The organism is Pantoea osteomyelitidis (assembly GCF_044342975.1).
GTDB classification, from domain to species: Bacteria; Pseudomonadota; Gammaproteobacteria; order Enterobacterales; family Enterobacteriaceae; genus Pantoea; species Pantoea osteomyelitidis.
In genome coordinates this window covers 106,861-129,969 of the sequence record NZ_JBGFSN010000005.1, presented here as the reverse complement: position 1 = coordinate 129,969, position 23,109 = coordinate 106,861, and the positions used below count along the sequence as shown (strand labels likewise).

The following is a 23,109-nucleotide window of genomic DNA, read 5'->3' as shown; positions in this document are numbered from 1 at the left end:
CCCCGGGGAAAGTCCGTTAACAAACCAGTTAAAATGTTAGCTGCACCTTGGCGGCACGGGTTTTATCACCGGCAAATTGCAGCGCAGCATCAATCTCCTGCCAGGAATAAGCGCCGCTGAACAGCGGCAGCGGATCCACGGTGCCGTTAGCGAGCCACTCCACCGCGGTGTTGAACTCATGGGTAAAACGGAAGGAGCCCACCAGATTTATCTCTTTGGCGATAAGCGTCATGATGGGAAACTCGGGGATCGCGCCGCTCATCCCTACCTGCACCAGCGTGCCTTTCGCGCGCACCACATCAAGGCAGCGTTGTAGGGAGGCGGGATGACCCGCCGCTTCAAAAGCCACGTCGAAGCTGCCTTTGTCGCGCAGATAAGGCGAGAAATCACCGCTGGCCGCATGAATCACCGAGGTTGCGCCCATCTGCTCCGCCAGCAACAACGAACGTTCGCTGATATCGCTACAGACAATGCTGGCGGCACCACGCGCTTTTGCGGCGGCGGCAATCAGGCAGCCAATCGGCCCCACTCCGGAGATGAAAATATGTTTCCCGGTTAACTCTCCCGCCTGGTGCGTGGCGTGGAGGCATACCGCCAGCGGCTCGGCAAACACCATCACGGCATCATCGGCGCTGTCGGGAAAAGGCACGCACTGGCTGGTATCGACCACTTTATATTGTGAAAAGCCGCCATCTACATGGGGAACGTACATGGCGCTGCCGAAGAACCGCATCGCGATGCACTGATTCTCCTGCTGTTTCAGGCAGTATTTACATTCGCCGCAGGGTTTTGACGGATTGATGGCGACTTTCTGGTTCGGCAGCAAGCGCGCATCGTCACTTTCCACCACATAGCCAATCACTTCATGGCCAAGGACCATCGGCATTTTCACCTCAAAGCTGCCGACTCTGCCTTCCTGATAATAGTGCAGATCCGAGCCGCAGATGCCGCCGCGCGTGATACGCACCAGCGTCCCCTTACCATTCCAGGCAAGCTGTTGCGCCACTACTTTTACCTGTTCTTTACCGGTAATCACGCAGGACTGCGTTTCAATGTTCATAACCCCTCGCTTGCAGATGCCGCAAAAGCGCTCATCACACAGGGAATACGCGGTAAAAACAGTTAAGTGGATCACTCAAAAGGAGGTTGAGCGCGGAATGTTACGCATAACGTGACCGGGAGAGCGCTTCTTTGCAACGATTACAGAAAAACAGGGCGACCTGACTGCCGCCCTGGGATGAGAGGCCTTACATCAGATCGTGACTGTATTTGAAGAGCTCAGAGTCGGAACGCAGGCCAAGCTTTTTCAGCGCCGACTGCTTTTGCCCGCTGACCGTTTTTCGGCTGCGCTTAAACTTCAGGGCAATCTGCGACACGCTCAGGCCATCAAGAAAACAGCGCACCACTTCTACTTCGCGCGGGCTGAGCAGCTTAACCTTTTCATACATATTGCCCCTGTTCTCTAATTCGGGTCCTTCCTGAATCGACTCTTCATGAATGACGTAAAGGTTTTCCACTTCGTAGGCCACAGTCGGCGACAGGTAGATGTTACCTTGCGCTACCTGCCGGATGGCAGAAAAAACTTCTTCCATCTGTTGGCTCTTGCCAATAAATCCTCTTACGCCTGCGGTTAACACCATTTTAACGATCGCCGGGCTTTCCATTGAGGATGCGATCAAAATCTTCAGGCACGGATAGTGGTTACGCAGCTGTTTAACCAGCGCCAGGCCATCCAGCTCGCGATCGCCTAACAGGAAATCGAGTACCAGCACATCAACCGACGTGGTTTTCAGCTGGGCAAAAAGCTCGCTGCTGTTTCCCCAGGCGCCGACCAGTTGTATATCCGGCTCTTGCCGGAAACATAACTCGAAAGCGGTACGAATCATCGGATGATCATCAAGCAAGGCCACATGCAGTGGATTATTATGTATTTTCATTGTTATTAATTCCTTTTAAATTATTTTTTAACTTCCGTCCATGGCCATCAAACTCGCTGCCTGGAAACAATGTAAAAGGTCGCTCATCATATTTAATCATTATTACGCGTAAATATAATTAACGACGCGCCAACCATTAACGATCCTGTTTTAGTGTCAGACAGCTGATTTTTTACGGCTTACTTTAAAGGAAACACTTGGTTGTTATCACTTAGCTCGCAAAAAATGAACTATAAATAATGATTCCTCCTTCCCCGATGAGAGTGACAGCAATGTAATTTCTTTTTTCCTTCATATGTCAACGTTTCCCCGTCAAAGCGCCGCCACATTAAATCTTTATTATTAACGGGTTAACTATATAATCTGCAATGACTGCCGCCTGGAAAGGCTATACGAAAACGCTGCTACCGTTACAGCTAAGACATACGAGATTTGTCTTGAAATGTCTGAAGCCTCGAGTCGCGCGTAGCCCGGCGCTCAGTAAAAACATTATATTAGCGAAAAAGGTAAACCTGCATTTCATTCAGATTGGCATTAAGATGCTTCGCATCCTGGACATTTATTTCCGGCTGACGCTTTTATCGTATTGATTATAACTTGAGAAAGGTCGCAAAAACATCCCCGATGTTAAAAAAGCCATTTCGGGTGAAGGTATTACCCCTGAGCCGCGTCAATGAATAGCAGATTCAAATATAAAAATTTATTTATGTTTTTGGCGATAACGGATCGCAACCTGGCCAGTCCGGTTGTTGTCTGTCATCACAGGATAAAAAAAACCTATTTATGCAAGTAAGGATATCAGGCGGCTTTTGTTACGGGTTCGCTGATAACACTACCGGGAAAATAACATGCTTAGCTTTTTTTGCTTCAGTGTAGTAATGCTGCTGATTTGGCTCCGGCATCGCCATTTTCAGCGCCTCATCAATCAGCATCTTCAGGCCGAGGAAGCACTAAAAGCCTTCCTGGCTGAGATAAGCCATGAAATTCGTACGCCGCTGAATGCCATTATTGGTTTACTGGAAATGGAAACCCGCCAGCAGCCCGCGGAGTCGCTTTCCGAAAATATTAAAGTGGCTTTTGAATCTGCCCGGTCGTTGCGGTCGCTGATCGGCAACGTCCTTGAACTGAATAAAATTGAGTCGGGACGTTATCACTCTGTGCCGGAGCCTACCCTGTTGCCCGATCTGGTTGAACGAGCGGTTACCCTGTTTCGCTATCAGGCGGAAGCAAAAGGGGTTCAGGTGCGGATGCAGATCGCGGTTAACGATCCCTGCGTGAGCATCGATCCGATAATGATCAATCAGATCCTCGTTAATCTGCTGAGCAATGCGATCAAATTCACCGAATCCGGCCAAATAAAGGTCGCTCTGAAGCAGAAAGCGCATCGCGAAGAGTTTTGCCACTATCTGCTTGAAGTCAGCGACAGCGGCTGCGGCATGACCACGCAGCAGCAGCAAATGATATTTGAGCCTTTCGTGCAAGTGGGCAGTCGTCAACAGCAGCTGGCGGGGACCGGTCTCGGACTCACTATTTGTCGCAACCTGGCGCAGCGGCTGCAGGGCGAGTTGAACATAGAAAGCATACCGGGCGTCGGCTCAATTTTTTCATTCTGTTTTCGCGCGCCGCGTGCAACATGGCAATGCCCGCGTCCCGCTACCTTATCCAAACCCGTTGCGCCCATGGCATTGAAGGTTCTGATCGCGGACGATCATGCGCCGAACCGTTTGCTGCTGAGCAAACAGCTGGAGTATGCAGGTCATCGGGTGGTGGCGGCAGAAAGCGCTCTGGAAGCATTTTCTCTCTGGCAGGCGAATCCGCAACGCTTCGATCTGATTATCACCGACTGCAACATGCCGGGAATGAATGGGTTTCAGTTTGCGCAGGCCGTGCGTCGGCAGGAGAGCGAGCAGCATCTGACGCCGGTGACGCTTTTTGGCCTGACCGCCTCAACGGAAAGCCGCATGGTGCAAAGCTGTCTTGATGCAGGCATGAACGATTGTCTGTTTAAACCGCTCGATCTCGATACGCTGTATAAACGTCTGGCGCGCTGCGTCCGACAACCAGACGATCGCCCCGCTCTGCTAAACGCGGATGCATCGTCGCCTTCGCCTGTGGTGGACGCCACTTTCTCACCGCTGCTGGTGCAACTGGCCGAACAGGATCCCGACGGATGCAATATCCTGATTCGCAGCGTAATAGCCAGTAACAGAGAGCTGCTTGCCGCTATTCAGTGCGCAACGCCAGGCAAAAGCCTGTCGCAGTTAGGGCACAAGCTGCAAGGCGGCGCCCGTATCCTGAATGCGACACGGCTTGCCTCATTGTGTCAGAAATTAGAAAAGCACCGCATTAACGGCGCAAATATCCCTGAACTGGTTGCACAGATTACTCAAGAAATAGTTTTGATTGAAAAATATCTGCATCATTTTCAACAACAGCTTAGCGGCAGAAAAACAGAAGCGGAATAACAGCTATTTTATCGAGACGTTTCTCGCTTTCCTCTGTCGCGCACCTGGTTATAATTAGCGCAACCACTGCCTGAATTTTAATAAATTCGCTGATGAAACCAGAGGGGAACAAATGTATAACGCACAGATACTCATCGTTGATGAGCACCGCCTGGTCTCATCGGGCTTACAGGCGCTGCTATTAATGAATGGTTTTAACCGCATCTCGATTGCGAATACCATTAATGAAGGGATTAGCGCCATTACCCATCAACGCGTCGATATTCTTCTGCTTGACCCGGAATTTCAGGAGAATAATGGCATCGCATTCTTGCGGGATATCGTCAAGTCAAAGCCGAATATCAAAACCATTTTACTCAGCCAGAGTAAAAATGAACATCTTATTATGCAGTCCGTTATTCAGGGCACTAACGGTTTTGTCTCAAAACATGACAATATCAAGACCTTAATCGCCGCCATAAACTGCGTATTTAACAGCGTTGATTACCTGCCGGATGACGTGCTTAAGCGGGCAAATCATTATCTGGAAGAGCAAAGGCGTTTAACGCGTTTAACCGCACGCGAAACGCTTATCTTACGTCAGCTGGCGCAGGGTAAAACCAACAAAATTATCGCTAACGAAATGGGTTTAAGTAATAAAACCATCAGTACCTATAAAACAAAAATATTTCAGAAGCTGGAAACAAAAAACCTGGTTAATGTGATCGAAATAGCAAAAAGAAACGGCACCTGTTGAACCTTAAGAGAAACCGAGACAAATCTTGCTGATATATTTTTTCATAGCATGCAGAATAATACCATCTGAACAGGCGAAACCCTTTCAGTTAAAATAGCGTTAACCCAAGCCCGTATGTTTTATAAATTACCAGAGCTAAAACATTAGCCCCTCTACCTTATATTAGCGGGGGCATAAGTCTCTTTCCGTGCTTGTACGAAAGAAAGTTTTTCTTTCGTCTGCGACTTATGCGCCCTGCCGTTTTTTGATGCTTCTCACAGCTTACTTCTCTTATTCTGCTTTTCCCGTCAAACCAGGTTACAGTCCACTCATCCGACCACCTGATATAAAGAGTGACTATGACGCTGCCCTCTACCGCTTATCCTTCGCTCTTTGCGCCACTCGATCTGGGCTTTACCCGGCTAAAAAACCGTTTTCTGATGGGTTCAATGCATACGGGCCTGGAAGAGCATCCTGAGGGCGCTCAACGTCTCGCCGCTTTTTATGCCGAACGCGCACGCGCGGGGGTGGCCCTGATTGTCACCGGCGGCATTGCGCCCTGCCCGGAAGGCGTAGTGGCTCAGGGCGGCGCGATCCTTAATGACGAAACGCAATGCGGCTGGCACCGGCAGATTACCGATGCCGTGCATCAGGCGGGCGGAAAAATTGCTTTGCAGATCCTGCACGCCGGACGCTACAGCTATCAGCGCAAACTGGTCGCGCCCTCTGCGATTCAGGCTCCCATCAACCCCTTTCTTCCTCAGGCGCTGAGCGAAGAGGCTATCGAACAAACCATTGCCAGCTTTGCTCGCTGCGCCGCGCTGGCAAAAGCCGCAGGCTATGACGGCGTGGAAATCATGGGTTCAGAGGGCTACTTAATTAATCAGTTTCTGGTTGCGCGCACCAATCAGCGTGATGACGCATGGGGCGGCGATTTTGTCCGCCGGATGCGTTTTCCGCTGGCAATCAGCCGGGCGATACGCGCCGCGACCGGCGAGGGGTTTATCACGATTTTTCGCCTCTCGATGCTGGATCTGGTCAGCGAAGGCAGCACGCTGGAAGAGACCTTGCTGCTGGCAGGCGAACTGGAGAAGTGCGGCATTACCCTGTTCAACACCGGCATCGGCTGGCATGAAGCGCGTATTCCCACTATTGCGACCTGCGTACCCAGGGCGGCATTCGGCTGGGTGACGAAGCGGCTGCGCGAGCACGTTTCGGTGCCGGTGATTGCCACTAATCGCATCAACCATCCTGCCGTTGCGCAGCAGCTGCTCGACAGCGGCTGTGCGGATATGGTCTCGATGGCACGCCCGTTTCTCGCGGATGCAGAATTTGTCAGCAAGGCGCAGCAGGGTAAACCCGAGGCGATCAATACCTGCATCGCCTGTAATCAGGCCTGTCTCGATCAAATTTTTCAGGGCAAGGTGACGTCCTGCCTGGTCAATCCCCGCGCCTGCCATGAAACCCTGATGCCGATCGTTGCCGCTACGGAAAGCAAGAATTTCGCAGTGGTGGGCGCCGGTCCGGCCGGAATGGCGTTTGCGCTACAGGCGGCGCAGCGCGGTCACCGGGTGACGCTCTGGGAAGTAGCCGCAGAGATTGGCGGTCAGTTTACTATCGCCCGTCAGATCCCCGGCAAAGAGGAGTTTGCCGAAACGCTGCGCTACTTTCGTCATCAGCTGGCAGCGGCAAAGGTGGTGATTAATACCGGCTGCAGGGTCAGCGCCGGGATGCTGGCAGAGGCGGATGAAGTGATTCTGGCGACCGGCATCGTGCCGCGCCTGCCAGCCATTCCCGGCCTCGATCACCCCAGCGTACTGAGCTATCTCGACGTACTGCGTGACAAAAAGCCAGTGGGTCAGCGCGTGGCGATTATCGGCGCAGGCGGCATCGGCTTTGATACGGCGGAGTATTTAGCGCAGTCTGCGGCCGGGCAGGATCTCACAGCCTTTTACGACGAATGGGGTATTGACCGTGAATTAACGCAGCGCGGCGGTTTGCGCCCGCCGGTCACCCTTGCCTCGCCACGACAAATCTGGCTGCTGCAACGGAAAGCCGGAAAGCCCGGCGCTGGCCTGGGCAAGACTACCGGCTGGATCCATCGGGCCAGTCTGCTTTCCCGCGGCATAGAGATGTGGGGCGGCGTGGAGTATCTGAAGATTGACGATCGGGGTTTGCATATTCGCCGCGAAGGCGAAACGCTGACGCTGCCGGTGGATAATGTGGTGATCTGTGCAGGTCAGGAACCGCAGCGCGCTCTGGAAGCGGCGCTGCGTGACAGCGGGAAAAAGGTGCATCTGATTGGCGGAGCGGATGTCGCACTGGAGCTTGATGCGCGCCGCGCCATCGCGCAGGCTACGGCGCTGGCGCTGCGTCTCTGATTAACGCACTTTCACCGAACGCAGCACCACAAACTTCGCATTAGAGGCAACGATGCTACAGTTGCCAAACAGCTTTTTCAGCTTGTGATGATAGTCAAGATGGCGGTTGCCAACGATACGCAGCTCGCCGCCATATTGCAGGCAGCGCCTGGCATCACGGAACATTTGCCAGGCGATATGATCGGTTAACGCATGCTGCTGATGAAACGGCGGATTGCACAGCACGGCGTGCAGCCGATCGGCCGGAAAGCCGCTCAGCGCATTGTTCACCCGATAATGGCAGCGCCCGCTGTCCTGCGGCCGGTTGGTTTCCACATTCAGCTCGCTGGAGGCGACCGCCATCCAGGACTCATCGACAAAATGCACTTCAGCCTGCGGATTTTTCTCCAGCGCCAGCAAACCAATGATGCCATTGCCGCAGCCGAGATCCACAATCTCCCCTTCGATATTTTCCGGCAGGTGCGCCATAAAAAGACGTGCGCCCAGATCCAGCGAGGTGCGGGAAAAAACGTTTGCGTGATTGTGGATCTGATAAGCGGTGCCATCCAGCGGCCAGACGCGCGTTGACGCCTGCTCCGGCAGATTTGGCGCGGAGAAGCGGCTGTAAACCAGACGCGCTTTTTTCCATGCCAGTGAGGTTTTGGTTTCACCCAGAACACGCTCAAACAGCTGCAGCGTTGAGCTGTGAATATCCTTCGCCTTGGCTCCGGCAATAATGACCGTTTCCGGCGTTACCACGGCGCGCAATGCTCGCAGCTGATGCTCCAGCAGCGCCAGAGATTTCGGAATTTTGATCAGCACGCTGGCGGGCGCGTCCGGCAGTGGCGCCAGGCTATCGAGAAAGGTGACGGCGGAATCATCCAGGCCGTTGAGCCGCAGATTTTGTCGCGTCGCCTGCTGGCTGATCCAGGAGTCGCTGATGTGCCACAGCGGGCGCGGGCTTAATGCGCAGGTCAGCGCGCCGAAACTGTCATTGAACAGCAGCACCGGTCCTTCCGGCAGCGTCTGCTGTAACAGATATTCGTCGGCTGCGTCCCAGGCCTGTAAAGGACTCTCTTCGCTCATTTGTGGGAAACGATGCAGGATCAGCGTGCGATCGTTCAGTTCAAGTTGGCTCATGAATTCTCCGGCATGGTACACTTTGCGCAAATTTCGCCCTGAAAAGGGGGCGCAGTATACTGTCTTTCGTCGGGAATCTCTAATGTCGTCACTGATCTATCTTCAAGGCTATCCTGAACCCGTGCTGGAGCAGGTAAAAACGCTGATTGAACATCAGCGCCTGGGTGCATTTTTGCAGCAGCGCTACCCCGACACGCACGACGTCATCAGTGACAAAGCGCTGTATGATTACGCGATTGCGCTGAAGAATCGTTATATGCGTAATGCATCACCGCTCAGCAAAGTGGTGTACGACAATAAAATCAAGGTGATGAAACATGCGCTGGGCCTGAATACCGCTATTTCGCGCGTGCAGGGCGGCAATCTGAAGGCGAAAGCGGAAATCCGTATTTCGACCTTTTTCCGCCTCGCCCCGGAACCTTTTCTGCGCATGATCGTGGTGCATGAGCTGGCGCACCTGAAGGAGAAAGAGCATGACAAAGCGTTCTACCAGCTCTGCTGCCATATGGAACCCGCTTATCATCAGCTTGAGTTTGACGCACGCCTGTGGATGACCGACCAGGCGATGCGCGGCAACGCGGCCTAAAGAAACTCCTGCGCCTTCTGAATCAGGCTGGTTTTGGTTAAGGCGCCGAGAAAGCGACGTTCCTGCGGATTATTCAACACCGGCAGACGCTCCAGCGTGACGCGGGCGAAGGCTTCCCAACCTTCGCGCATGCTCTGGTTTTGGTAAGCCACCGGAAAGTTATCGTCCATCACCACGCTGACCGGCGAATCCAGCGTTATCTCCTGTGCCAGCACCTTGCGCGAAATGTCATGAATAGAGACCACGCCAAGAAACTGTCCGCTGGCGTTAATCACATAGACATAGCGTTCCCGCTTCAGCGAACTCACCGCCAGCGCCTGCCCCACCGACTCATTGGGTTGCAGCGCCGCGCCGGGTATGATCAGCTCCGCCACCAGCATATTGTCAAAATCGAACTTCGCTTCGGAGCGGCTGAAGTGGGTGCTGACCACTGGATAGGTACTGGCGGCCTGCAATCGGTACACCACCATTGAAGCGAGCACCGAGGCGATCATCAGCGGAAACAGCAGGCTGCTGTTGAGCGTCATCTCCAGTACCATCAGCATCGCCATTAGCGGCGCCTGGCTCACTGCCGCCAGCACCGCCGCCATGCCGATGGCGGCATAGAGCAAAGTATCGCCCAGCGGCAGATGCAGCGCTGCGCCGAGCGTCGCTACTATCACTCCCAGCAGCGCGCCGATCAGCAGGGATGGCGTAAACAGCCCGCCCACCGCGTTTGATCCCACAGAGAGCGTGGTCGCCACCATTTTCAGCAGCAGCAGCAAAACCAGGCCGGGCAACAGATAATCGCCCGCCATTACTCTGACGATCACTTCGTAGCCGTTGCCAAGAATATCGGTTGAGAGCAGAGCCAGCAGGCCCACGGCGAAGCCGCCCGCGCCGAGGCGCAACGGCAGCGAGCGCACGCATCCAAACAGCTTTTTACTGCGCGCGATCAGCTTAATCAGCAGCCAGCCGGTGATGCCCGCCAGCAGCCCAATCACCACGGTCATCAACAAACTGCTGATATCCATGCGGAAAGCGCTGTCCGCCAGCGGATAGAGCGCGTTGCGGAAGCCGAGCGACCACATGGTCATTACTGCCGCCGCAGAAGCGACAATCAGTGGGATCAGCCTTTGCAACGCCGAAATGCCGAAAGCTATTTCGGCAACAAAAATCGCCGAGGCCAGCGGCGCGTGATAGACCGAGGAAAGCCCTGCGGCGGCGGCCATCGCCACCACATCGCTGTTTTTCAGATTGAGGGATGTCGGCGCCAGGCGTCCGAGCATACTGCCGCACAGCGCGGAGAGCTGCACCATCGGTCCCTCCTTACCGATAGAGGCGCCGCTGCCGATACTGGCGATGGAAGAGAGCGCGCGAAACAGCGAGGTTTTTGTCGGCACCACATCCAGCCGGGCGTTGATCACTTCCAGATAATCGGTTTTTACCGTCTCCTGTTTCTCAATGGAAACGGCAAAACGCAGGAAATAACCGGCGATCAGCCCCCCTGCGCCCACCAGCAGCGGCCAGGTAAACCAGGGCCAGCGGTGCATGGCGGCGGTAATTTCCGCATCGCTGCCAAACAGCAGCTGGTTAATCAGCTCAATAACGCCGCGAAAGCCCAGCGTCACCAGCGAGGCTGCGCAGCCTACCGGAACGGCGATAATCAGCGTTGTCCAGTTCAGTGCATGTTTACTTCCGCTCACCCGCAATCCCTTTTCTGTTCAGCCTGTAAATCGTTGCGCCATCATCATATTGGAATGGCGATCGCAGGATCAATCATCAATCCACGTTGTGCATTGCGCGCATCATCCCACATGCTACTCTGCCGCTTTACCACCTCGCGGGAGAACAGCGTGATCCGTTTTGCTATTGTGGGAACCAACTGGATTACCCGACAGTTTATCGATGCGGCGCATGAAACCGGCAATATGCAGCTGAGCGCCATCTATTCGCGCACCCTGGCGCAGGCACAGCAGCTGGCCGCCGATTATCCCTGTGACGCACTGTTTACCTCACTGGAAGCGCTGGCCGCGTCAGAAAAGATTGACGCCGTTTATCTGGCCAGCCCCAATGCGCTGCACTGCGAGCAGGCGCTACTGTTCCTCTCCCATGGCAAGCATGTGATCTGCGAAAAGCCGCTGGCCTCTAACCTGCGGGAAGCGGAGAAGATGATCGCCTGCGCGCGTGCGCACAACTGCGTGTTATTTGAGGCGTTCAAAACCGCCAGCCTGCCTAATTTTCACGCGCTGCAACAAGCCTTGCCGCGCGCTGGCGTTCTGCGTAAGGCACTGTTCAACTACTGCCAGTATTCCTCACGCTATCAGCGCTACCTTGACGGCGAGAACCCCAACACTTTCAATCCGCAGTGGTCGAACGGCTCTATTATGGATATTGGTTATTACTGTCTCGCCGCCGCCGTCACGCTCTGGGGCGAACCCATCGGCGTAAAAGCGCAGGCGTCGCTGCTGGCGAGCGGCGTGGATGCGCACGGCGTAGTGGTGCTCGATTATGGCGATTTTGACGTCACGCTGCTGCACTCAAAAGTCAGCGACTCGCTGATCCCCAGCGAAATTCAGGGTGAAGCGGGTTCGCTGCTGATAACCAAACTGGCGGAGTGTCAACAGGTCACCTTTACGCCACGCGGCGGCGGTCCCCAGGATCTCAGCCAGCCGCAGCATATCAATACCATGCTGTACGAGGCGGAAACCTTTGTGCGCCTGGTGAAGAATAATGAGGTCGATCATGCGGGGCTGGCGTTGTCACGCACCACAGCGGAACTGCTCACCGAAATCCGTCGCCAGACCGGCGTGATCTTTCCTGCTGACCAGCCTGACGAGCCCGGCGTTATGTAAATATTTCTAAATATTACGGCGCGTCGTTGCTTAATTTTTTCCAACCCCTTACTTTACGCGCTGCAAAGGGGAGTAACTTATAAGCTGCACGATCGTCATTACGTTGCGTTAAGCAACCGGTCGTCAGGCAACCCGGAATCCAATTCTGCGTTGTAAGTGAGACCTTGCCGGAAGGCGAGGTTTGCTTACAGGAAAATAAGCGGCTGGCGTCTTCTGACCTCAGCCGTTTTTTATTTTCACACAGGATACGATTATGCAAACTGTTGGCACACCGTTACTCTGGGGCAGCTTTGCCGTAGTTGTGTTGATCATGCTGGCGATCGATCTCTTTTTACAGGGACGGCGCGGCGCACACACCATGTCTTTCAAACAGGCCGCCGTCTGGTCACTGGTCTGGATCTCCGTCTCTTTGCTGTTCAGCGCCGCCTTCTGGTGGTATCTCGACGCCAGCGCTGGACGTGAATTCGCTACCGCGCAAACCCTCTCCTTCTTGACCGGTTACGTGCTGGAAAAGGCGCTGGCCGTGGATAACGTTTTCGTCTGGCTGATGCTGTTCAGCTACTTTTCTGTGCCTGCCGCGTTGCAACGCCGCGTATTGATCTACGGTGTGCTGGGCGCCATCGTGCTGCGTACCATCATGATCTTCGCCGGAAGCTGGCTGGTCACCCAGTTCAGCTGGATCCTCTATCTGTTCGGCGCCTTCCTGCTGTTTACCGGCCTGAAGATGGCCTTCAGCAAAGAGGATGATGAGAATGCGGTTGGCGACAAGCCGGTGGTGCGCTGGCTGCGCAGCCACCTGCGCATGACCGATACGCTGGAGGGAGAAAAATTCTTTATTCGCAAGAACGGCCTGCTGTTCGCCACGCCGCTGCTGCTGGTGCTGATTATGGTTGAGCTGAGCGATGTGATTTTTGCCGTCGACAGTATTCCGGCGATTTTCGCCGTGACCACCGATCCCTTTATCGTGCTGACCTCGAACCTGTTCGCCATTCTTGGCCTGCGCGCCATGTATTTCCTGCTGGCGAACGTGGCGGAGCGCTTCTCGATGCTGAAATATGGTCTGGCGATCGTGCTGGTGTTTATTGGCGTCAAGATGCTGATTGTGGAGTTCTGGCACATCCCGGTTTCCCTGTCGCTGGGCGTCGTCGGCGCTATTCTCGGCGTGACCTTGCTGATCAACGCCTGGGTAAACCACAGAAATGATCAGAACAAGCTGTCACAATAATTCACTACAGGGGTGCGCTGCGCCCCTTATTTATAGTGAAGAGAAGGCCATTTTTGTTTTATATCTCTGCGGCTCTCCTGTTCTTTAGTGGATTAAAAAGTCAGCCGCTTGCGTGCAGGCGGAATTATCGCTTTTCTCATCAGATCTTTTCCTTATACTGCCGCAGGCAAACACACCCCTGCTCCGGCTATATTCAGGCTTGCGCAGTGAAACGATGAAAAGAGAACAGTAAAAGATGAGAAGTGCAGATAATTCACTGCTACGGCACCTCATGCATGGCAGCCTGGTAAAACAGATTCTTGTGGGTTTGATCGCTGGCGTACTGCTGGCGTGGTGGTCGACCGACTACGCCAACGCGGTAGGTATTCTTGGTTCGCTGTTTGTCAGCGCGCTGAAGGCGGTGGCTCCGCTGCTGGTGCTGATGCTGGTGATGTCATCCATTGCCAGCCACAAGCAGGGGCAAAAAACCCATATTCGCCCGATCCTGGCGCTTTATCTGTTCGGTACTTTCGCCGCCGCTCTCACCGCTGTGGTGGTCAGCTTTGTTGCTCCTTCCAGCCTGACGCTGGTTACCGGTACGGATAAGATCGTCCCGCCTTCCGGCATTGTTGAAGTGCTGCGCGGTCTGTTGATGAGCATGGTTTCCAACCCGATAGATGCGCTGCTGCATGCTAATTATATCGGCATTCTGGTCTGGGCCGTGGGTCTGGGCTTCGCGCTGCGCCACAGCAGCGACTCCACCAAACGGTTGCTGAATGATGGCGCGGATGCGGTGACCTTTATGGTGCGCCTGGTCATCCGCTTCGCCCCCCTGGGGATTTTTGGTCTGGTAGCGTCGATTCTGGCGACAACCGGTTTCGACGCCCTGTGGCGCTATATGCATCTGCTGGTGGTGCTGATTGGCTGCATGCTGCTGGTGGCACTGGTGATTAATCCGCTGCTGGTTTTCTGGAAAATCCGTCGCAATCCCTATCCGCTGGTGTTTACCTGCCTGCGTGAAAGCGGCGTTACCGCTTTCTTTACCCGCAGTTCCGCCGCCAATATTCCGGTAAATATGGAGTTGTCAAAAAAACTGGGGCTGGATGAAGATACCTATTCCGTATCCATTCCGCTGGGCGCCACCATCAATATGGGCGGCGCCGCCATCACCATTACCGTGCTGACGCTGGCGGCGGTAAACACCCTGGGCGTGCCGGTCGATTTGCCCACCGCGCTGCTTCTCAGCGTGGTCGCCGCGCTCTGCGCCTGCGGCGCGTCTGGCGTAGCGGGCGGCTCTCTGCTGCTGATTCCGCTGGCATGCAACATGTTCGGCATTCCCAACGATCTGGCGATGCAGGTGGTCGCGGTAGGCTTTATTATCGGCGTCCTGCAGGACTCCGCAGAAACCGCACTCAACTCCTCTACCGATGTGCTGTTCACCGCAGCGGCCTGTCAGGCAGAAGAGCAGCGCGTAGCTAACCGCGCATAAATCACAAGGGCGGCTTTTGCCGCCCTTGTTGTTTACAGCGTCACGCCGCTTTTGAATATTGCCAGCTCGCGAAAATCGTTAACCTCGTTCTTCGCCGGTTTTCCGTTGGCAATCTCCACGATGTTATCCACAAACGAGGCCAGCAGATCCTCCATGCTGGTGCCATAAATCAGCTTGCCGGCATCAAAATCGATCCAGTGCGGCTTCTTCTCCGCCAGCTGCGAGTTGGTGGCGATTTTCACCGTGGGGACAAAGCCGCCATAAGGCGTGCCGCGCCCGGTGCTGAACAGCACCATATGACAGCCTGCGCCAGCCAGCGCGCTGGTGGCTACCGCGTCGTTGCCCGGCGCGCTGAGCAGATTCAGCCCCGGCGACTTCAGGCGCTCGCCATATTTCAGCACGTCTACCACCTGGCTCCGCCCCGCTTTCTGCGTACAGCCCAGCGATTTTTCTTCCAGGGTGGTAATACCGCCCGCCTTGTTGCCCGGCGACGGGTTTTCATAAATCGGCTGCTGATGATTGATAAAGTAGCGTTTAAAGTCGTTGATCATCGCCACGGTTTTGTCGAATGTCGCTTCATCGCGACACCGGCTCATCAGGATGCGTTCCGCCCCAAACATCTCCGGCACTTCAGTCAACACCGTAGTGCCGCCATTGGCGATCATCTGATCGGAGAAACGCCCCAGCAGCGGATTGGCGGTGATGCCGGAAAAACCATCTGAACCGCCGCACTCCAGGCCAAACCTGAGTTCGCTCAGCTTGCCCGGCTCACGACGGTCGTGACGCATCACGTCGTACAGCGCATGCAGCCGCTCGAGGCCCGCTTCCACTTCATCATCCTGCTGCTGGCAGATCATAAACTGCACGCGATCGCTCTCATACTCACCCAGAGTTTCACGAAAAACGTCCACCTGATTATTTTCACAGCCGAGGCCGATGACCAAAACTGCGCCGGCGTTCGGGTGACGCACCATATTTTGCAGCATGGTGCGGGTGTTTTCATGATCCTGTCCAAGCTGCGAACAGCCAAACGGATGGCTGAACAGGTAAGCACCGTCGATGTCCGCCGCCTCGTTCGTCTCTTTCAGAAAGCGCTGCAAAATCTGGCGCGCAATGCCGTTGACGCACCCGACCGTGGGCAGAATCCACAACTCGTTGCGAATACCGACCTCACCGTTCGGGCGGCGATAGATAGCGACCTCACGATCGCCCACCTGCGGCGGCAGTTCGGCAAACGCTGGCTGGTAATCATATTCATCCAGATCGCTCAGGTTGGTGCGCGCATTCTGCGAGTGAATGGCTTCTCCTGGCGCTATCAGTTGGGTTGCGTGCGCGATGGGCAGGCCATACTTCACCACCAGCGCATCCTGTTGAATCGGCTGCAGGGCGAATTTATGGCCGCGTCCAACCGCCTCGCGCACGGTCACGCTGCTTTCTGGCAGGCTGACAGTGGTGCCCGGTTCCAGATCGCGTAACGCCACGGCAACGTTATCGCGGGGATCAATTTTAATCGCGTCTTGCATAGCGTTATCTCAGTTGGCTCAGCGCCTCACGCATCCCGTGAGCGATGATGTTTTGCAGGTGTTGGGTGACCGCGGCGACCAGTCCCGATCGCCCGGTTAAATCTTCGCCCCAGTGGTTTACGTCGCTCAGCACGGCGCGCACCAACTGTTGCGGCGTCTGACGATCCGCGGTTACCGCCTGCCACAGCTCGCTGTAGCGCTGTAACCAGTGCGCATCGTCCTGCAACGGATAAGTCTCACCGTGCCGTTCGCCGCGGTAAAAGGCGATGAGCGCAGCTAAAGCGAACGTCAGGCGCGTCGGCCAGACGCCGTTTAACTGCTGTGACTTCAGCAGCTGCGGCAACAAACGGGTACGGAATTTGGTCATGCCGTTCAGGGCGATCGAGAGTAGCGCATGGCGGATATAGGGATTGCGGAAGCGGCGCTCTACCGCGTCCGCGAAGCGATGCAGCTCATCCGCAGGCAGATCGAGTGTGGGGATCACCTCCTCGCGCAGCAGACGGTCAACAAACGCGGCGATTTGCGCGTCGTCCATCGCCTCGCCCACGCTCTCCAGCCCGGCCAGAAACGCGACCGGCACCATTGCGCTATGCGCGCCATTAAGTATCGCCACCTTCTGCTCTTTCCACGGGCGAATATCCTCTGTCAGCCGGATATGCGGGGCCAGCGCGTCCAGTTTCAGCGCCTGCGCCAGAATCGGCGGCCCCTGGATAACAAACTGATAGTAGGTTTCGCCCGTGACCAGAAAAGCGTCCTGGTAGCCCAGCTGCGCCTCGATTTCCGCGCTCTCCTGCGGATAACCGGTCACGATGCGATCGACCAGGGTGTTATAGAATGCGCAATGCTCGCTGACCCAGGCGCTGAACGCTGAGGGCAGCTGCCACTGTTGCGCATAGCGCAGCACCAGCGCACGTAACGCATCTCCGTTATGGTCGATCAACTCGCAGGGCACAATCAGCCAGCCTTTATCCGTCGCGCCATTAAAGTGACGAAAGCGCGCCCACAGCAGTTGCGTCAGCTTGCCGGGAAAAGAGGCAGCGGGAATCTCCTCCAGCCGATCCTCCGCTGCAAACGCGATACCCGCTTCGGTGGTATTGGAAAAAACAAAGCGAATATTGGCATCCTGCGCGAGCGCCATAAACGCATCAGGCTGCTGATAAGGCTGAATTTCACGATTGACGCTGACGATCAGACGGGGTTGGCTTACCGCTTCGCCATTTTCATCCAGCCCGCGGATCAGCGTGGTGTAAAGGCCATCCTGCTGGTTCAGGCTCTGTTCGACCGGACGGTTGCGTGGCCGTACCACCACCACGCCCGCATCGGTTCCCTGGTGTTCATTCAGCCAGTCAATTTGCCAGTCGATAAAGGCACGCAAAAAATTGCCTTCACCAAACTGGATGATGCGGTCGGTATAACGCGCGGCGGGAAAATCGCGACGATTCAGCCTTTGCATGCTATGCCCCCAGCTCAATGCCAAAGTAGTCACGGGCATTGTTGAAACAGATGTTTTGCACCATCTGCCCTAACAGCGCCTCATCGGCAGGCGCTTCGCCCTGCTCGACCCAGCGACCGATCATCTGGCACAGCAGACGACGGAAATACTCGTGACGGGTATAGGAGAGGAAGCTGCGGCTATCGGTCAGCATGCCGACAAAGCGACTCAGCAGCCCAATCTGCGCCAGCTGCGTCATCTGGCGCTGCATGCCATCGAGCTGATCGTTGAACCACCAGGCGGAACCAAACTGCATTTTGCCCGGCTCTCCTTCGCCCTGGAAATTCCCCGCCATGGTCGCCAGCACTTCGTTGTCGCGCGGGTTGAGGCAGTAAAGGATGGTTTTCGGCAGCGCATTGTTGCGGTTCTGCGCGTCCAGCAGGCGTCCCAGCGGCTCGGCCAGAGGACGATCGTTAATGGAGTCGAAGCCAACATCCGGTCCGAGAAGCTGATACTGGCGGCGGTTGTTATTACGCAGCGCGCCGATGTGATACTGCTGCACCCAGCCGCGGCGGGCATATTCGCTTCCCAGCCAGACCAGCACGGCGGTTTTGAACTGGGCAATCTCCTGCTCGTTGGGCAGCGTGCCCTGTAGACGGCGCGACAGAATGCCATCCAGCGTACTTTCGTCCGCCTCGGCGTAGAGCACTACATCCAGCGCATGATCGGAAACCTTGCAGCCGTGCGCGGCAAAATAGTCGAGGCGTTTCGTCAGCGCACGCAGCAGATCGTCAAAGCGCTGCACGCTGACATCAGCAACGCGCTCCAGCTGTTGCAGCCAGGGCTGAAAGGTCTCCGCCTCAATGTTAAAGGCTTTATCCGGACGCCAGCTGGGCAGCACTTTCACCGTAAAGCTTTTATCTTGCGCCAGCGTGCGGTGATGCTGTAAATCGTCGACGGGATCGTCCGTGGTGCCCACCATTTTGACGTTCATCTGCTGCATGATGCCGCGCGCGCTGAAGGCATCTTGCTCCAGCAGTTCGTTACAGCGATGCCAGATAGCGTCGGCGCTTTTTTCAGAAAGCAGCGTGTCGGTGATGCCGAATGGACGGCGCAGTTCAAGGTGCGTCCAGTGATAAAGCGGATTGCCAATGGTGTGCGGCACGGTGCGCGCCCAGGCGTCAAACTTTTCGCGATCGCTGGCGTTACCGGTGCAGAAGGATTCCGGCACGCCGTTTGCGCGCATAGCGCGCCATTTGTAGTGATCGCCCTTCAGCCATATGTCATACAGGTTTTTAAAACGGTAATTTTCCGCAATCTGCTGCGGCGGCAAATGGCAGTGGTAATCGAAAATAGGCTGCTCTTTAGCGTAATCGTGATACAGACGACGGGCAAATTCCGTATCCAGCAAAAAATCTTCGGTCATAAAACGCGACATACCTGCTTCCTCGTTATTAAGTGCCCTGAAGTTCTGGCTCAAAGTTATCATACCAATTTAGCCAGTGGCGAAATTCTTTGTGATCATCTTCACATAAATAAGCGTTTTTCAGCTCTGCTATGGACGATCCTCCTGCTGCCAGCGCGTTAATTCGCTGTCCTGACGACTGTTTTCAGTATCCCACAACGGAATAAAGGGTTTTGTGATGGCTCTCAACTTTTAAAGTTGTATAACAAGTTATCTTCATGCCCTCAACGTGGCGCGCCTGAGACGCTGCGCAGAAAACGAAACAGGGGTCGCTTTCGCAGGGCCTGCGGGCGTGAATAGATCACGAGTCGTCCCGCTCCAGATAACAATTGCGGCCAGGCCGCAGGCAAGACTGGAAGAGGTATATAAATGCGTAAGATCAAAGGGTTGCGCTGGTACATGATTGGGCTGGTGACGCTGGGAACCGTACTGGGTTACCTGACGCGAAATACCATTGCGGTAGCCGCGCCCACGCTGGAAACGCAACTGCATATCACCACTCAACAATATTCTTATATCGTGGCGGCGTATTCCGCCTGCTATACCGTTATGCAGCCTGTTGCCGGCTATGTACTGGATATGCTGGGCACGAAAATCGGCTATGCGGTGTTTGCCGTGTTATGGGCGATTTTCTGCGCCGCTACCGCGCTGGCGGGCAGCTGGGGCAGCTTTGCGCTGGCTCGCGGCGCCGTAGGCGCTGCAGAAGCAGCGATGATCCCCGCCGGGCTAAAGGCGAGCAGCGAATGGTTCCCGGCGAAAGAGCGTTCGGTCGCCGTGGGCTATTTCAACGTGGGATCGTCGATCGGCGCGATGCTGGCGCCACCGCTGGTGGTATGGGCTATTGTCGCCCACAGCTGGCAAATGGCCTTTGTTATCACCGGCGTGCTGAGCATGATCTGGGCGCTTTGCTGGCTGGTGTTTTATAAACATCCAAAACAGCAGGACAAGCTCAGCGATGAAGAGCGTCATTACATCATTTCTGGTCAGGAATCACAGCATCAGACCGGCAACAAAGAAAAGCTGTCAGCGCTGCAAATCATCCGCAACCGCCAGTTTTGGGGCATCGCGCTGCCGCGCTTTCTTGCCGAACCGGCCTGGGGTACGTTTAACGCCTGGATCCCGCTGTTTATGTTCAAGGTTTACGGCTTTAATCTGAAAGAGATTGCCATGTTTGCCTGGCTGCCGATGCTGTTTGCCGATTTAGGCTGCATCGTGGGCGGTTATCTGCCGCCACTGTTCCAACGCTGGTTCGGCGTCAATCTGATCGTTTCCCGTAAAATGGTGGTGACGCTGGGCGCGGTGCTGATGATCGGGCCAGGCACCATCGGTCTGTTTACCAGTCCGTACGTGGCGATTGCGCTGCTCTGCGTCGGCGGATTCGCCCATCAGGCTCTTTCCGGCGCGCTGATTACCCTTTCGTCTGATGTTTTTGGTCGCAACGAAGTGGCGACCGCCAACGGCCTGACCGGCATGGCAGCCTGGACCGCCAGCACCATGTTTGCGCTGGTGGTCGGCGCGCTGGCGGATACACTGGGCTTCAGCCCGCTGTTTGCCGCGCTGGCGGTGTTCGATCTGCTGGGCGCGCTGGTCATCTGGACGGTACTGAAAAACAAACCGGCCTCCGAGCTGGAAGAAGAAACGCTTGCGCCGCAAAACGTAACCGCACGCGGATAAGTCCGGACGGGCTGGCTGCGGCCAGCCCGTTTCCTCCTGCGCGCCAAGGTGGTATAACAGCTTTATTGTTTTCTTTCCTCTGGATCGCGCTCATGGACATCATTGAATCCCGCCGTCTCTATCAGCAGCTGGCAACTGAACTGAAACGCCGCATTGAAGCCGGTACCTATCCGGTCGGTGATAAGCTGCCTGCTGAGCGCCTGATCGCGGAAGAGATGCAGGTGAGCCGTACCGTGGTGCGCGAAGCGATCATCATGATGGAGGTGGAAGGCTATGTGGAGGTGCGCAAAGGCTCCGGCATTCATGTTGTCGCCAGCCAGCAGCAAAACCGCGTCGCTACTCCCAGCCAGCTGGAATTTGCCACCTTTGGCCCCTTCGAGCTGTTACAGGCACGCCAGTTAATCGAAAGCAACATCGCGGAATTTGCCGCAACCCAGGTAACGCGTCAGGACATCATGGATCTGATGGCAATTCAGGAAAAAGCGCGTCAGGAAGATCGCTTTCGTGATTCGCCATGGGATATGCACTTTCATGTCCGTATTGCCCAATCGACGCAAAACAGCGCGCTGGCCGCCATTGTCGAAAAAATGTGGCTGCATCGCCTGCATAACCCCTACTGGTTAAAACTGCACGAACATATCGATCAACGCTCAATTCTCAGCTGGTGCGATGACCACGATCGGATTCTGAAAGCGCTGATGCGCAAAGATCCTGCCGCCAGTAAACTGGCGATGTGGCAACATTTGGAAAATACTAAGCAGATGTTATTCAACGCGACGGCGGATGATTTTGAATTTAACGTGGACCGTTACATGTTTGCTGAAAATCCCGTTATCCTCCCGGACAGTTCTTCTGAGTCGCACTGATAGTGCGGAATATTTGCTCAGGAAAGTCATTTAGTCTGGAATTATGTCAGCCTGTGTAAAGCCTCTTTGGACTCTTCATGGCAAAGGGTAAAACTCCAGGGTGCAGACACATTCTCCTGTCTCATATCCATGATTTTTGTTACAGTTATCACCCTTTTTTTACCCTTTGCGACAGGGATTTAAAAGTCGCTGATTTAACAATCAATTCCGAAAGGATCTGGTAAATCCGGCTCAGGCTGCGCTCCTAAAATCCATAATGAAACGCCGGTCTGCGCTTCAGTCCACCCGGTGGGCCTATTTAACAATGATGTTCAGGAACGATGGATGGATATTTTACAAGCGTTGCTGCACGCCCTGTGGCAACAGGATTATGAAACGCTGGCCGATCCAACGCTGGTCTGGGCGATTTATGGCGTGCTGTTTATGATTCTCTTTCTGGAAAATGGCTTGCTGCCCGCCGCCTTTCTGCCGGGCGACAGTCTGTTGATTCTGGTGGGCGTGCTGATAGCGAAAGGCACAATGACTTTCCCGCTGACGATTGTGATTCTGACCACCGGCGCCAGCCTGGGCTGCTGGGTCAGCTATATTCAGGGACGCTGGCTTGGCAATACGCCGACAGTGCAAAACTGGCTTTCCCACCTTCCTGCTCAGTACCACCAGCGCGCGCACAGCCTGTTCCATCGTCACGGACTTTCCGCCCTGCTGATTGGCCGTTTCATCGCCTTTGTGCGCACGCTGCTGCCGACCATCGCCGGTCTCTCCGGCCTGAGTAACGCGCGCTTTCAGTTCTTCAACTGGATAAGCGCGCTGCTGTGGGTGGTGATTCTTACCGTGCTGGGCTTCGCGCTAGGCAAAACGCCGATCTTCCGCCGTTACGAAGATGAACTGATGTTCTGTTTGATGATGCTGCCGCTGGTGCTGCTGGTTTTTGGGCTGGTCGGCTCGCTGGTGGTGTTGTGGCGTAAACGGCAGGCTAATCAGAACGGGAAGCCGCAGTGATGACGTTACCCCAATGGTTACCCAAACGGCTGTTGCCCTGGCTGGCTGGCGGCGTGCTGTTGCTGCTCGTCATTACGCTGACGCCAACCATGCTGCGTCATGAGACGGCGGTTAAAATTCGCGTTGCTCATGCCGGCACGCCGTTGCCTGATGGATTTTATCTCTATCAACAGCTCACGGCGCAGGGCATCCGCATCAAAAGCATTACGCCAGCCGGCAATGCGCTGATTATTCATTTCGACTCCGAAGAACAGGGCCTCGCCGCGCAAAAAGTGTTGCGCCGCTTGCTGCCGGACGGTTATGTCGTGGCGCAGATGGATTCCGCAAATCGTCAGGAATGGCTTAACGCGCCAGGTTCTGCCCGTCACTCCCTCAGTTAGCGTCAGGCCGCCGTTCAGCTGGTACTGAACGGCGCGAACG

18 protein-coding genes are annotated in these 23,109 nt (G+C 55.2%); 11 read left to right on the top strand and 7 right to left on the bottom strand.

Annotated elements, in window-relative coordinates; all coding sequences use genetic code 11:
• Nucleotides 1-28: 28 nt before the first annotated feature.
• The gene (gene idnD / locus ABU178_RS14285; protein WP_397216052.1) at nucleotides 29-1,060 is read right to left on the bottom strand and encodes an L-idonate 5-dehydrogenase; all 1,032 of its coding nucleotides are present in this window, start codon (nucleotides 1,058-1,060) and stop codon (nucleotides 29-31) included.
• 187 nt (nucleotides 1,061-1,247) lie between these two features.
• Complete coding sequence (locus ABU178_RS14280) at nucleotides 1,248-1,937, bottom strand: response regulator (protein WP_397216050.1); 690 nt, start codon at nucleotides 1,935-1,937, stop codon at nucleotides 1,248-1,250.
• A gap of 848 nt (nucleotides 1,938-2,785) precedes the next feature.
• Here ABU178_RS14280 and ABU178_RS14275 point away from each other — a divergent pair.
• The 3 genes from ABU178_RS14275 to ABU178_RS14265 all read left to right on the top strand — a co-directional run bounded on the left by ABU178_RS14275 (nucleotide 2,786) and on the right by ABU178_RS14265 (nucleotide 7,498).
• Nucleotides 2,786-4,402, top strand: a complete 1,617-nt coding sequence (locus tag ABU178_RS14275; protein WP_397216048.1) for an ATP-binding protein — start codon at nucleotides 2,786-2,788, stop codon at nucleotides 4,400-4,402.
• Nucleotides 4,403-4,514: 112 nt separating this feature from the next.
• Nucleotides 4,515-5,138, top strand: a complete 624-nt coding sequence (locus tag ABU178_RS14270; RefSeq protein WP_397216046.1) for a LuxR C-terminal-related transcriptional regulator — start codon at nucleotides 4,515-4,517, stop codon at nucleotides 5,136-5,138.
• A 338-nt stretch (nucleotides 5,139-5,476) separates the two neighbouring features.
• Nucleotides 5,477-7,498 carry an oxidoreductase gene (locus tag ABU178_RS14265; RefSeq protein WP_397216044.1) on the top strand — a complete coding sequence of 674 codons (2,022 nt, stop codon included), beginning with the start codon at nucleotides 5,477-5,479 and terminating at the stop codon, nucleotides 7,496-7,498.
• On the opposite strand, the gene rlmG is transcribed toward ABU178_RS14265, so the two are convergent.
• Entirely contained in the window at nucleotides 7,499-8,617 is a 1,119-nt protein-coding gene (gene rlmG, locus ABU178_RS14260) for a 23S rRNA (guanine(1835)-N(2))-methyltransferase RlmG (RefSeq protein WP_397216042.1), read from the bottom strand.
• Nucleotides 8,618-8,699: 82 nt separating this feature from the next.
• Between rlmG and ABU178_RS14255 the strand changes: the two genes are divergently transcribed.
• Nucleotides 8,700-9,203: a M48 family metallopeptidase gene (locus tag ABU178_RS14255; RefSeq protein WP_397216040.1), complete on the top strand. Its 504-nt coding sequence runs from the start codon at nucleotides 8,700-8,702 to the stop codon at nucleotides 9,201-9,203.
• Here ABU178_RS14255 and ABU178_RS14250 read toward each other — a convergent pair.
• On the bottom strand, nucleotides 9,200-10,888 hold the full coding sequence (locus ABU178_RS14250; protein WP_397216038.1) for a chloride channel protein: 1,689 nt from the start codon (nucleotides 10,886-10,888) through the stop codon (nucleotides 9,200-9,202). The two genes, ABU178_RS14255 and ABU178_RS14250, sit on opposite strands and share 4 nt — an antisense overlap.
• A gap of 150 nt (nucleotides 10,889-11,038) precedes the next feature.
• Between ABU178_RS14250 and ABU178_RS14245 the strand changes: the two genes are divergently transcribed.
• The 3 genes from ABU178_RS14245 (at nucleotide 11,039) to sstT (ending at nucleotide 14,730) form a co-directional block, all read left to right on the top strand.
• Nucleotides 11,039-12,037 carry a Gfo/Idh/MocA family protein gene (locus tag ABU178_RS14245; RefSeq protein WP_397216036.1) on the top strand — a complete coding sequence of 333 codons (999 nt, stop codon included), beginning with the start codon at nucleotides 11,039-11,041 and terminating at the stop codon, nucleotides 12,035-12,037.
• Nucleotides 12,038-12,290: 253 nt separating this feature from the next.
• Nucleotides 12,291-13,262 carry a TerC family protein gene (locus tag ABU178_RS14240; RefSeq protein ID WP_397216034.1) on the top strand — a complete coding sequence of 324 codons (972 nt, stop codon included), beginning with the start codon at nucleotides 12,291-12,293 and terminating at the stop codon, nucleotides 13,260-13,262.
• Between the two features lie 235 nt (nucleotides 13,263-13,497).
• On the top strand, nucleotides 13,498-14,730 hold the full coding sequence (sstT, locus tag ABU178_RS14235) for a serine/threonine transporter SstT (RefSeq protein ID WP_397216032.1): 1,233 nt from the start codon (nucleotides 13,498-13,500) through the stop codon (nucleotides 14,728-14,730).
• Nucleotides 14,731-14,762: 32 nt separating this feature from the next.
• Here sstT and ABU178_RS14230 read toward each other — a convergent pair whose 3' ends face one another.
• The 3 genes from ABU178_RS14230 to uxaC are packed head-to-tail and all read right to left on the bottom strand — an operon-like array spanning nucleotide 14,763 to nucleotide 19,123.
• On the bottom strand, nucleotides 14,763-16,253 hold the full coding sequence (locus ABU178_RS14230) for a UxaA family hydrolase (RefSeq protein WP_397216031.1): 1,491 nt from the start codon (nucleotides 16,251-16,253) through the stop codon (nucleotides 14,763-14,765).
• 4 nt (nucleotides 16,254-16,257) lie between these two features.
• Nucleotides 16,258-17,706, bottom strand: a complete 1,449-nt coding sequence (locus ABU178_RS14225; protein ID WP_397216029.1) for a tagaturonate reductase — start codon at nucleotides 17,704-17,706, stop codon at nucleotides 16,258-16,260.
• 1 nt (nucleotide 17,707) lies between these two features.
• Nucleotides 17,708-19,123 carry a glucuronate isomerase gene (uxaC, locus tag ABU178_RS14220; protein ID WP_397216027.1) on the bottom strand — a complete coding sequence of 472 codons (1,416 nt, stop codon included), beginning with the start codon at nucleotides 19,121-19,123 and terminating at the stop codon, nucleotides 17,708-17,710.
• A 396-nt stretch (nucleotides 19,124-19,519) separates the two neighbouring features.
• Here uxaC and ABU178_RS14215 point away from each other — a divergent pair, with 396 nt between their 5' ends.
• The 4 genes from ABU178_RS14215 (at nucleotide 19,520) to mzrA (ending at nucleotide 23,069) form a co-directional block, all read left to right on the top strand.
• Nucleotides 19,520-20,824, top strand: a complete 1,305-nt coding sequence (locus tag ABU178_RS14215; RefSeq protein ID WP_397216025.1) for an MFS transporter — start codon at nucleotides 19,520-19,522, stop codon at nucleotides 20,822-20,824.
• A 92-nt stretch (nucleotides 20,825-20,916) separates the two neighbouring features.
• Entirely contained in the window at nucleotides 20,917-21,690 is a 774-nt protein-coding gene (exuR, locus tag ABU178_RS14210; RefSeq protein ID WP_397216023.1) for a transcriptional regulator ExuR, read from the top strand.
• Between the two features lie 324 nt (nucleotides 21,691-22,014).
• Nucleotides 22,015-22,689, top strand: a complete 675-nt coding sequence (locus tag ABU178_RS14205; protein WP_397216021.1) for a DedA family protein — start codon at nucleotides 22,015-22,017, stop codon at nucleotides 22,687-22,689.
• Nucleotides 22,689-23,069 (top strand): EnvZ/OmpR regulon moderator MzrA, encoded by a 381-nt coding sequence (gene mzrA, locus ABU178_RS14200; protein WP_397216020.1) that lies wholly within the window; start codon nucleotides 22,689-22,691, stop codon nucleotides 23,067-23,069. The genes ABU178_RS14205 and mzrA overlap by 1 nt, the downstream gene beginning before the upstream one ends.
• Nucleotides 23,070-23,109: the final 40 nt, after the last annotated feature.